Origin of the sequence: Xinfangfangia pollutisoli, from assembly GCF_020179405.1 — a bacterium.
In the GTDB taxonomy this organism is placed as follows: Bacteria; Pseudomonadota; Alphaproteobacteria; order Rhodobacterales; family Rhodobacteraceae; genus Pseudogemmobacter; species Pseudogemmobacter pollutisoli.
In genome coordinates this window covers 1-9,923 of the sequence record NZ_JAICBZ010000113.1, presented here as the reverse complement: position 1 = coordinate 9,923, position 9,923 = coordinate 1, and the positions used below count along the sequence as shown (strand labels likewise).

The following is a 9,923-nucleotide window of genomic DNA, read 5'->3' as shown; positions in this document are numbered from 1 at the left end:
CCGCCGGCCCCGCCCCGGCGACCCAGGGCGCTGATCCCGCCGCGCTGTGCCTTCGCGCCGCCGCCGCGGCCGCGCGGGAAACCGGGGTGCCGCTGCGGGTTCTGCTGGCGATCTCGCTGGCGGAAACCGGGCGCAAATCGGCGGAGGGCCGCTTCACCCCCTGGCCCTGGGCGCTGAACCAGGGCGGCGACAGCCATTGGTTCGACACGTCAGATGCGGCGCTGGCCCATCTGCAGCAGGCGCTTGACCAGGGCGTCACCAATATCGACATCGGCTGTTTCCAGCTGAACTGGCGCTGGCACAACCAGGCCTTCGCCTCGCCCGAGGCGATGATCGCGCCCGAGGCCAATGCGCTTTACGCCGCACGCCTTCTGGCGCGGCTGTATCGCGACAGCGGCGACTGGACGCAGACCGCCGGGGCCTATCATTCGGCCACGCCCGAATATGCGCAACGCTACAGTGCCCGCTTCGCCACGATCTATGACCGGCTGGGCCCCGAACCGGGGGAAGAGATCACCCTGGCCCTGGCCGATCTGCCGCCCGAAACCGAAGAAGACCGCCGCACCAACGGCTTTCCGCTGCTGCAGGCGGGGGGGCCGGGGGCGATGGGCTCGCTTGTGCCGCAGGCGCCGGGCGGCCTTCCGCTGTTCGGGGGCTAGGCGATGAAGGGGCTGACGATCCGCGACATGATGCGCCCGACCGTCCTTTTGGCGCTGGCGCTGATGGCGGTGATCGGGATGATGATCCTGCCGGTTCCGGCCGCGCTTCTGGATGTGGGCCTGGCGCTGTCCTTCGCGCTGGCGATCCTGATGCTGACGGTCACGCTGTTCATCGAACGCCCGCTGGATTTCTCGGCCTTCCCGACCATCCTTCTGGCCAGCCTGCTTCTGCGCCTGGCGCTGAACGTGTCGTCGACCAAGCTGATCATCGGTCAGGGTCATACCGGCACCGACGCCGCGGGCCATGTGATCCAGGGCTTTGCCGAATTCATCATGGGCGGCAATCTGATCCTGGGCCTGGTGATCTTCGTCGTGCTGCTGATCGTCAATTTCATCGTCATCACCAAGGGCGCGGGCCGCATGGCCGAGGTGGGGGCGCGTTTCGCGCTGGATGGCATGCCGGGCCGGCAGCTGGCGATCGATGCCGACATGTCGGCCGGCGCCATCACCCATGACGAGGCGAAACGCCGGCGCGAAACCGAACTGGCCGAGACGACCTTCTTCGGCTCGCTGGACGGGGCGTCGAAATTCGTCAAGGGCGATGCGGTGGCGGGGCTGCTGATCACCGCGCTGAACCTGGTCGTCGGGCTGATCGTCGGCATCGTGATCCATGGCATGCCCGCCGCCCGCGCGTTTGAGACCTATTCGATCCTGACCGTCGGCGATGGGCTGGTCAGCCAGATCCCCGCCGTCGTGATCTCGGTCGCCGCGGCGCTTTTGCTGGCGCGGGGCGGGTCGAAGGGCGCGGCCGATGTGTCCTTCTTTGCCCAGCTTGGCCGCTATCCGGCGGCGCTGGCCACGGTGGCGGGGCTGATGGCGCTGTTCGCCGTGGTGCCGGGCATGCCTTTCCTGCCCTTCCTTGCCGCCGCCCTCGCGCTGGGGACGGCCGCCTGGTACGGCGCCAAACGCGCCCAGGCGCCGGCGGCCGACCCATCCGCCCCGGCGGCCCCGCCTCGCCGCCCGATCGGCGACGTGCTGGATTTCGACGAGATCCATATCGAATTCGCGCCGAATCTGGTCGGTATGGCGCTGGATCCGGCCACCGGCCTGGATGGGCGCATTGCCAATATGCGCAACCATATTGCCGCCAGCTACGGGCTGATCCTGCCCGAGATCCGGCTGACCGACGAGGCGGCCCTTCCCCCCGGCGCCTATCGCATCCGCATTCAGGGCGTCGAACGGGTGGCGAACCGCCTGCAGCCCGACCGGGCTTTGGTGCTTCTGTCCGAAGGCGTGCCCGCGCCCGAGGGGGAAGAGGTGAAAGAGCCGGTCTATGGCGCCCCCGCGCGCTGGATCCGCCCCGATCTGACCGAAGATGCGGTGCTGCAGGGCCTGACCGTCGTCTCGGCCGCCGAAGTTCTGGCCACCCATCTTCTGGAAGTGCTGAAGGCCAATCTCGCCCGGCTGCTGTCCTTGCGCGGGTTGCGGCGGCTTCTGGACGAATTCACCTCGCTGTCCGATCCGGCCCGGTCCGAGGCGAACCGCCGCCTGCTGGACGATCTGGTGCCCGACAAGGTGCCGCTTGACCTGCTGCATGCGGTGCTGCGGCTGTTGCTGGAGGAGCGGGTCTCGATCCGCAACCTGCCGCTGATCCTGGAATCGGTGGCCGAGGCGCGGGGCCTAGGCAGCCCCGAAGCGGTCTGCGAACATGTGCGCCAGCGCCTGGGCTTCCAGATCGTGGCCGAGTTCAAGCGGCCCGATGGCTCGATCCCGCTGATCCAGCTGGCGCCCGATTGGGAACGCGCCTTCCAGGCCCATCAGATGGACGGGCCGGGCCCGAACCGCGACGTGGCCCTGCCGCCCGATGTGTTCGCGAAACTGGCCAATGGCATTGCCGAGCGGCTGAACCATGCGGCCGAAAGCGGCGCCTTGCCGGCCCTGGTCACCTCGGCCGCGCGGCGGCGGTTCCTGCGCACGGTGGTGCAGGCCAAGGGGCTGCAGACGCCGGTCCTGTCCTATGAAGAGATCGGCATGGACCTGCGGCCGGCATTGCTGGGCCAGGTGGCGGCATGAATGACCTGGTGGCCCAGCTGGCGCAGCTGGCGGGAATGGCCGAACAGGGCCTGTGGCTGGCGGCGCTGGTCTTCCTGCGCGTCGGCGCGGCGGTGGCGCTGCTGCCGGCCCTGGGCGAACAGGCCGTGCCGCAGCGGGTGAAACTGACCGCAGCGCTGGCGCTGACGCTGATCGTCCTGCCCGCAGCGCCCGCGGCCGATTTCACCCTTGGCGCCGTTCTGGCCGAGGTGATCGCCGGTCTGGCCCTGGGCCTGGGCCTGCGGCTCTTGATCCTGGGCCTGCAGACCGCAGGCGTGCTGGCGGCGCAATCCATCTCGCTGTCGCAGATGTTCGGCGCCGTCGGGCCCGAGCCGCAGCCGATCGTCGCCAATCTGCTGACCCTGGCCGCGCTGGCGCTGTTCGTGCTGATGGGCGGGCTGCCCCGCGCGGCCGAGCTTCTGGTGATCAGCTACCAGATCCTGCCCACCGGCCAGTCGCCCGATCCGGGCATGCTGGCCGACTGGGGCCTGGCGCGGGTGATCCAGGTCTTCTCCCTGGCCTTTTCCCTGGCCGCGCCCTTCGTTCTGGCCGCACTTCTGTACAATCTGGCGCTGGGCGCGATCAACCGGGCGATGCCGGCGCTGATGGTCTCGTTCATCGGCGCCCCGGCGCTGACCCTGGGCGGGCTGGGGCTTCTGGCGCTGACGGCGCCGCTGCTGCTGGAGCTGTGGCGCCAGGCGATGCAGGCGGCGCTGGCCGCGCCCTATGGCGGCCTGCCCTGATGTCCCGCGATGAAGCCGACAGCGGCGAAAAGGAATTCGACCCCTCGCAGCGCCGCCTGGCCCAGGCCCGGGAAGAGGGCGACGTGATCCGCTCGGAAGACATCCAGACCGCGGTGGGGCTGGCGGCGCTGTTGCTGGCGGTGGCGGCGCTGGGGGGCTGGGCGCTGCAGATCGCGGGCACCGCCGGCATGGCGCTGCTGTCCGGCGCGGGCCGCCTGTCGGCCCGGCCCGAGGGCGGGGCGGGGCCGGAACTGGCCGGGGCGCTGGCGCGCATGGCGGGGCCTTGGCTGGTGCTTCTGCTGCTGCCCGGCATCGCGGTGATCCTGTGGCTGGTCGCCTCGCGCGGCTTCGTGCTGGCGCCGTCGAAACTGGCCTTCAAGGGCGCGCGCCTGTCGCCCCTGGCCAATGCCCGGCAGAAATTCGGGCGCGGCGGGCTGGTCGATTTCGCCAAGCGCGCGCTGAAGATGCTGGCCTATGGCGCGGCCCTGGCCTGGTATCTGCATCGCCAGGCGGGCACGCTGTTCCTGGCCGCCGGGATGCAGCCGGGGCAGATCGCCACGCTGATGCTGCGGCAGATGGCCGGGCTTCTGCTGCTGTTCCTGGCGCTGACGACGGGATTCGGCCTGGTCGACTATCTGTGGCAGCGCGCCGAGTTCCTGCGCCGCCACCGGATGAGCCGCAAGGAAATGACCGACGAGATGAAGGAAAGCGATGGCGATCCGCATCTGAAGGCCGACCGCCGCCGCCGCGGCGCCGAAATCGCGCTCAGCCGGATGCTGGTCGAAGTGCCGAAAGCCGATGTGGTGATCGTGAACCCCACCCATTACGCCGTGGCGCTGAAATGGGATCGTGGCCGCGGCCGGGCGCCGGTCTGCGTGGCCAAGGGGGTGGATGAGGTTGCCGCCCGGATCCGCGCCCTGGCCCAGGAAAGCGGCGTGCCGGTTCGCCGCGACCCGCCCACGGCGCGGGCCCTGCATGCAAGCCTTGAGATCGGCCAGGAGATCCGCCCCGAACATTACGCTGTCGTGGCCGCCGCGATCCGCTTTGCCGACGGGCTGCGCCGGCGCGCCCGCAAAAGCGTGCTGCGATGACCGACCGCGCCCGTCTGGACCGGCTGGCGCAGATCGCGGCCCTGCTGGAAGAGGCGGGCACGGCGAAACGGCGCGCGGCGGCGGCAGCCCGCGCGGCGGTCAAGGCGCAGATCGCGGCGCTGGAGGCGTCGCGCCCGCAACAGGCGCCGCAGACCGCCGCCGAGGCGCGGGTGGCCTTCGCCTATGAGCAATGGGCCAGCCGCCGCCACGCCGCGCTGAACATCCAGCTGGCCCGACATGAGGCCGACTGCCTGTCCGCACGGGATGCGGCGCGCCATGCTTTCGGCCGCGCAAGGGTGATTGACCGGCTTCTGGCCCAGCACAGGCCAAAACCCCCGGCCCCCTGAGCCGGCGCTCAGCTGTCCTGCCGGGCGATTTCGGTGATCAGCACATTGGTGCAGGTCGGCCCCAGAATGCTGACCGCCTTTTCCTTCAGCGCCTGGCGCAGCAGCACCAGGTTGGACCCGTCGGTGAAAGACCCGCGGAACCCGCCCGTATTGGCATGGTCGAACAGCACCTGCAGAAAGGCATCGCGGATCTTCGGCTCGCGCGCATAGACGTCTTCGCTATGCCCGGCCTGCATTTCCAGCGACAGCGACATCACCACCATCGAGGCGACCCGCCCGCCTTCCAGCACTGGCACCACGAACTGGTTGTTCAGCTTGACGTAATCGGGCTTGGTCTCGGGGTCTTCGGCGACATGTTCCTCTTCTGCCGGCTTTGCGCCCTCTTCCTCGGCCGGGCGCAGCGCCAGACCGGCGCCGATGCCGCCGCCCAGGCCCAGAAGCGCAAGCAGTATGGGAAGCAGCATGCGGATCATGATCAGAACGGCAGCACGATATCGGAAATCTGCTGGCCATAGGTCGGCTGCTGGAAATCCGAAATCTGGCCGCGCCCGCCATAGGCGACCCGCGCGCCGGCGATCTTGTCATAGGTGATCTCGTTCTGCCGGGTGATGTCGGCGGGGCGGACGAAGCCGGTCACGATCAGCTCGCGCAATTCGTAATTCACCCGCACTTCCTGCTGGCCCTCGATCTTCAGCACGCCGTTCGGCAATTCCTCGACCACCGTCGCCGCGACCCGCAGCGTCAGCTTTTCCGACCGTGCGACATTGCCGGCGCCCTTGAAGGTGGAATTGCTGTTGGTTTCGACGGCGGTCTCCATGCTGGCGCCCTCGGGCAGCTTCTCGTCGATGCGCTGCGGGATGCCGAAGAATTGCGGAATGCCCATGCTTTTCGACCCGGTCCGGTTGCGGTCGGTCGAGTTCTTGATCGCGGCGCTGTCATTGATTTCGATCACCACGGTCAGAATGTCGCCACGCCGCGCCGCCCGCCGGTCGCCCAGCAGGCTTTCGGTCGATCCGGTCCAAAGCGAGGCGGCATCGGTCGGCGCGTTCGGGTCGGCCGTTTCGGGCAGGCTGCCGGAATACAGCGCATATTGCTGGTTGCTGCCCTCGATCGGCGAAAACTCGGGCGCGCGGCCCACGGTGTTCAGATCGGTGCAGGCGGCCAGGATCAGGGCGGCCGCAGGGATCAGCAGGGTGGGGATCAGGAAGGCATTGGGGAACAGGCGGATCACGGCGGGCCTCCGACAAGGATCGTGCCATCGGGCGCGACAAGGCCCGTGACGGTGGTTTTCGAGGAAAGGTTCATCGCCCGGACCACCTCGCCCGCGGCGGCGCGCTGCAGGGCGCGGCCCTCGGCCCGGATCGTCAGCCCGGCCGAGCGGTAGACCAGCGCGACCCGCGCATTGCGTTCGACCAAAGCGGGCGGGCCGATATCGCCCAGGCGCACCGGCCGGCCCGGATAGATCGCCACCCGGGTTTCCAGCCCCAGCGCGGGTTCCACCGCCGACAGCGCGCCGGGGATCTCGGCCGAGACCAGCATCACATCTTCGGGCGCGATCACCGTTTGCGCCGGAATGGCCCGCGCCGCGACCAGGCTGTCGGCCGCGGCGAGGCCCGACATCAGGCCCGGCAGCAGACTGGGCATCAGCACAAGACCGATCGCCCGCCACATCAGCGCACCTGCGTGGTGGCGGCCAGCATCTGGTCGGCGGCGGTGATGACTTTCGCATTCAACTCATAGCCGCGCTGGGCCTTGATCAGCTCGGTCACCTCGCGCACCGGATCGACCGAACTGTCTTCCAGATAGCCCTGACGCAGCGTGCCGCGCCCGTCTTCGGCCGGCACGCCCACCGTGGGCGCGCCCGAGGCCGGGGTCTCCAGAAACAGGTTCGACCCGATCGCCTCCATCCCCTTTTCGTTGATGAAGGTGGCCAGGGTGAACTGGCCCAGCAGCTGCGGCTGCACCTGATTTTCGAAATAGGCATAGACCTCGCCCTGCGCGTTGATCGAGATGGAACGCGCATCGGCGGGAATGGTGATCCCGGGCATCACCGGGTAACCGTCCGAGGTGACGATCTCGCCATCGGGCGAGCGTTTCAGCGCCCCGTCGCGGGTATAGGCAGACACGCCCGAGGGCAGGGTGACCTCAAGATAGCCATTGCCGTCGATCGCCACGTCCAGATCGCCATTGGTCATCGACAGCGACCCCTGGGCCAGCACGACCGACACCGCCGCCGGACGCACCCCCAGCCCGATCTGCACGCCGGTGGGCAGAACCGTGCCATCGGTCGCCGAAACCGTGCCGGGGCGGGTGACCTGCTGGTAGTGCAGATCGGCGAAATCGGCGCGGCGGGCGTTGTAGCCTGTGGTCGACATGTTGGCGAGGTTGTTCGACACCACATCGACCTTCATCTGCTGGGCGGCCATGCCGGTCGCGGCGATGTAAAGCGCCTTCATCGCTACCTCCCCAGGGTCTGAATGACGGTGCGGGCGCGGGTATCCTCGGCATCCAGGAATTTCTGCCCCATCTCATAGGCGCGCTGCACCTCGATCATCCTTGCGACCTCGATCACCGGATTGACGTTGCTGTCTTCCAGATAGCCCTGCATCAGCGTGGCACCTTCGGCCGGCTGCAGCGCTCCGCCATCGAACAGCGTGCCGCCTTCGTGGCGCAGCTTCAGCGGATCGACCGGCGCCCAAAGCCCGATCTGCGCCACCGGCGTGCCATCGGCCGAGACCGTGCCATCGGCGCCCACCGCGATCTGCGCCCCGGGCGGCACGAAGACCGGCGCGCCGCCGCCATCCAGCAGGCGAAAGCCGTCGGGCGTCACCAATTCGCCATTCTCGTTCGGGGTGAAGCTGCCCGCCCGGGTCAGCCGGTTGCCCTGCGGGGTTTCCACCTGAAAGAACCCCTCGCCCTGGATGGCGAAGTCGAAGGCGCCGCCGGTCTGTTCCACCGCGCCCTGCGACAGGTCCACTGCCCGGCCGGTGGCAAAAGCCATGGAAAGCGACGGTTCGTGCTGCAGCCTTTCGATGAATTCGTCGAAGACCACCCCTTCGCGCCGGAAGCCCGCGGTCGAGACATTGGCGATGTTGTTCGCCACCACCTGCATCTCGCGCATCAGGCCCGACTGGCGCCCCAGCGCCACATATCCGGCGGCATCCATCGCTATCCTCCTGCAACCAGCGGGATCAGCTGGTCCTTGAAAAAGGCCACCAGGGTCGCGGTCATGAAACTCATCGAAACCCAGAACACCGCCATCATCGCCGCCACTTTCGGTACGAAGGTCAGCGTCATTTCCTGCACCGAGGTCAGGGCCTGAAACAGGCCGATCGCCACCCCCGCCACCAGCGCCACCAGCAGCACCGGGGCCGAGATCGTCACCGCGACCCAAAGCCCCTGGCGCAGCACGTCGAACAGCGCGGCCTCGGTCATATCGGCATCCTCAGGATTTCCTGATAGGCCTCGACCACGCGGTCGCGCACCGTGGCCACGGTTTCCACCGCCAGCTGCGACGAGGCCAGCGCCTCGACCAGCGCATGCGGGTCCGCGCCGCCGCTCATGGCGGCGCGGGCCGTTTCTTCGTGCCTGGCAAGCGTTTCGACGAAGTTTTCCGCCAGCTTGCCAAAGCCTGCCGCCCCGCTTTCCGGGGCCCCCCCGTTTCCCGAGGGTTTGGGCGCTGTGGCCGTTCTGGCCTGCGCATAGGTCAGTGCGGCAAATGAGGGTTTCACATCCATTCCGACGCCCCCCTTTACCGCCGCAACAGCTCGAACAGGCTTTGCGTCATCTGCCGCGCCTGGTCGAACAATCGAAGATTGGCCTCGTAACTGCGCTGGGCCTCGCGCGCATCGGCGATCTCGATCACCATGTCCACATTGGAGCCATCGTAATAGCCATTGGCATCGGCCAGCGGATGGCCCGGGTCATAGACCCGTATCAGGTCGCTGCGGTCCAGCTGCACCGGGCCTGCTTCGACCAGGCCCGTCTCCATCGCGGCATCGAAGCGGATGACCTTGCGGTGATAGCCGGGCGTGTCGGCATTGGCGATGTTTTCGGACACCAGCCGCAGCCGCATGGCTTGCGCCTCCATCCCCGAAGCGGCGAAAGACAGCGAAGTCGTCAGATCGTTCATCCCCGGCCCCCCTTACCGCCTGCTGCCCAGCGAGGCGCGGATCACATCCGAGGTGGCCCGGTAGATCGCCAGGGCCATTTCATGCTCTTGCCGGGTTTCCACCGACTTGACCATTTCCTGTTCCAGCGAAACCGAATTGCCGTTCGGCGATTCAGATCCGCCCGTGGCATAGGGGGCCAGATCGACCATCGCCACCGCGCCGCCCAGATGGCCCGGGCGGGTGGCCCGCATCTCAAGCCCCTGGGCATCGTAGACCGAGGCGAAATCGGGGATGTCCTGCGTCCTGTAGCCGGGCGTATCGGCATTGGCGACGTTTTGGGCGATCACCCCCAGCCGCGCCCCGGCATGGGCCGCCATGGATTGCGCCATTCTGGTCAGTTCCAGCTTCTCGAACATCGGGGCTTCTCCCTCGACCTGCTTCACCAAGGCTTAAGGGTGATTCCTTTAGAAACGGTAATTGGCGAACAAAGGGGGAAGGCGTGGCCGGAATCTTCGATGCGCTGCAGGCGGAAATCGGCACCATCGCCCCGTCGCGCGAGGTGGGAAGGGTGGCGGAATCGGCGCGGGGGACGTTTCTGGTCAGTGGCTTGCAGCAGGCGGCGCTGGGCGACCGGGTGCAGGCCGAAACCGGGGCCGGGCCGCTGGGCGGCGAAATCGTGCATCTGTCAGTCGCAGGCGCGCGGGTCCTGCCCGAGGATGATCCCGAAGGGCTGCGGATCGGCAGCCGGGTGGAACGGCTGGGCCCCGTCACCCTGGCCCCCGATCGCAGCTGGCTGGGCCGGATCGTCGACCCGTTCGGCAAGCCCCTGGACGGGCGGCCGCTTCTGCCCGGGCCCCTGCGCCGGGCGCTGACCGGCGCG

The 9,923-nt window shown here is 68.4% G+C and carries 14 protein-coding genes and 1 pseudogene; 6 read left to right on the top strand and 9 right to left on the bottom strand.

Annotation, left to right across the window (positions count from 1 at the left end):
- From K1Y73_RS20140 to K1Y73_RS20120, 5 genes are all read left to right on the top strand, one after another.
- Positions 1 to 659 (top strand): lysozyme family protein (locus K1Y73_RS20140; protein WP_318248264.1); only part of this gene is annotated, 659 nt, incomplete at its 5' end.
- A gap of 3 nt (positions 660 to 662) precedes the next feature.
- Positions 663 to 2,732 carry a flagellar biosynthesis protein FlhA gene (gene flhA / locus K1Y73_RS20135; protein ID WP_225030096.1) on the top strand — a complete coding sequence of 690 codons (2,070 nt, stop codon included), beginning with the start codon at positions 663 to 665 and terminating at the stop codon, positions 2,730 to 2,732.
- Entirely contained in the window at positions 2,729 to 3,493 is a 765-nt protein-coding gene (locus tag K1Y73_RS20130) for a flagellar biosynthetic protein FliR (protein WP_225030094.1), read from the top strand. Before flhA ends, K1Y73_RS20130 begins: the two co-directional genes overlap by 4 nt.
- Positions 3,493 to 4,584, top strand: coding sequence for an EscU/YscU/HrcU family type III secretion system export apparatus switch protein (locus tag K1Y73_RS20125; protein WP_225030092.1), 1,092 nt, complete (start codon positions 3,493 to 3,495; stop codon positions 4,582 to 4,584). The genes K1Y73_RS20130 and K1Y73_RS20125 overlap by 1 nt, the downstream gene beginning before the upstream one ends.
- A complete protein-coding gene (locus K1Y73_RS20120; RefSeq protein WP_225030090.1) occupies positions 4,581 to 4,931 on the top strand; it encodes a hypothetical protein in 351 nt (116 codons plus the stop codon). The genes K1Y73_RS20125 and K1Y73_RS20120 overlap by 4 nt, the downstream gene beginning before the upstream one ends.
- Before the next feature lie 8 nt (positions 4,932 to 4,939).
- Here the strand turns inward: K1Y73_RS20120 and K1Y73_RS20115 are convergent, their stop codons facing one another.
- The 9 genes from K1Y73_RS20115 to K1Y73_RS20075 are packed head-to-tail and all read right to left on the bottom strand — an operon-like array spanning position 4,940 to position 9,459.
- The gene (locus K1Y73_RS20115; RefSeq protein ID WP_225030088.1) at positions 4,940 to 5,404 is read right to left on the bottom strand and encodes a flagellar basal body-associated FliL family protein; all 465 of its coding nucleotides are present in this window, start codon (positions 5,402 to 5,404) and stop codon (positions 4,940 to 4,942) included.
- A gap of 2 nt (positions 5,405 to 5,406) precedes the next feature.
- Positions 5,407 to 6,159 (bottom strand): flagellar basal body L-ring protein FlgH, encoded by a 753-nt coding sequence (gene flgH / locus K1Y73_RS20110; protein ID WP_225030098.1) that lies wholly within the window; start codon positions 6,157 to 6,159, stop codon positions 5,407 to 5,409.
- Entirely contained in the window at positions 6,159 to 6,602 is a 444-nt protein-coding gene (gene flgA, locus K1Y73_RS20105) for a flagellar basal body P-ring formation chaperone FlgA (protein ID WP_225030086.1), read from the bottom strand. Before flgA ends, flgH begins: the two co-directional genes overlap by 1 nt.
- Positions 6,602 to 7,387: a flagellar basal-body rod protein FlgG gene (gene flgG / locus K1Y73_RS20100; protein WP_225030084.1), complete on the bottom strand. Its 786-nt coding sequence runs from the start codon at positions 7,385 to 7,387 to the stop codon at positions 6,602 to 6,604. The genes flgA and flgG overlap by 1 nt, the downstream gene beginning before the upstream one ends.
- Before the next feature lie 2 nt (positions 7,388 to 7,389).
- Positions 7,390 to 8,097 (bottom strand): flagellar hook-basal body complex protein, encoded by a 708-nt coding sequence (locus tag K1Y73_RS20095; RefSeq protein WP_225030083.1) that lies wholly within the window; start codon positions 8,095 to 8,097, stop codon positions 7,390 to 7,392.
- 2 nt (positions 8,098 to 8,099) lie between these two features.
- Complete coding sequence (locus K1Y73_RS20090) at positions 8,100 to 8,366, bottom strand: flagellar biosynthetic protein FliQ (protein WP_225030082.1); 267 nt, start codon at positions 8,364 to 8,366, stop codon at positions 8,100 to 8,102.
- The gene (gene fliE / locus K1Y73_RS20085; RefSeq protein WP_225030081.1) at positions 8,363 to 8,668 is read right to left on the bottom strand and encodes a flagellar hook-basal body complex protein FliE; all 306 of its coding nucleotides are present in this window, start codon (positions 8,666 to 8,668) and stop codon (positions 8,363 to 8,365) included. Before fliE ends, K1Y73_RS20090 begins: the two co-directional genes overlap by 4 nt.
- 14 nt (positions 8,669 to 8,682) lie before the next feature.
- A complete protein-coding gene (flgC, locus tag K1Y73_RS20080) occupies positions 8,683 to 9,063 on the bottom strand; it encodes a flagellar basal body rod protein FlgC (RefSeq protein ID WP_225030080.1) in 381 nt (126 codons plus the stop codon).
- A gap of 12 nt (positions 9,064 to 9,075) precedes the next feature.
- Positions 9,076 to 9,459, bottom strand: a complete 384-nt coding sequence (locus K1Y73_RS20075) for a FlgB family protein (protein ID WP_225030079.1) — start codon at positions 9,457 to 9,459, stop codon at positions 9,076 to 9,078.
- Positions 9,460 to 9,542: 83 nt separating this feature from the next.
- Here K1Y73_RS20075 and fliI point away from each other — a divergent pair.
- Positions 9,543 to 9,923: pseudogene (fliI, locus tag K1Y73_RS20070) on the top strand (flagellum-specific ATP synthase FliI); the annotation flags it as partial.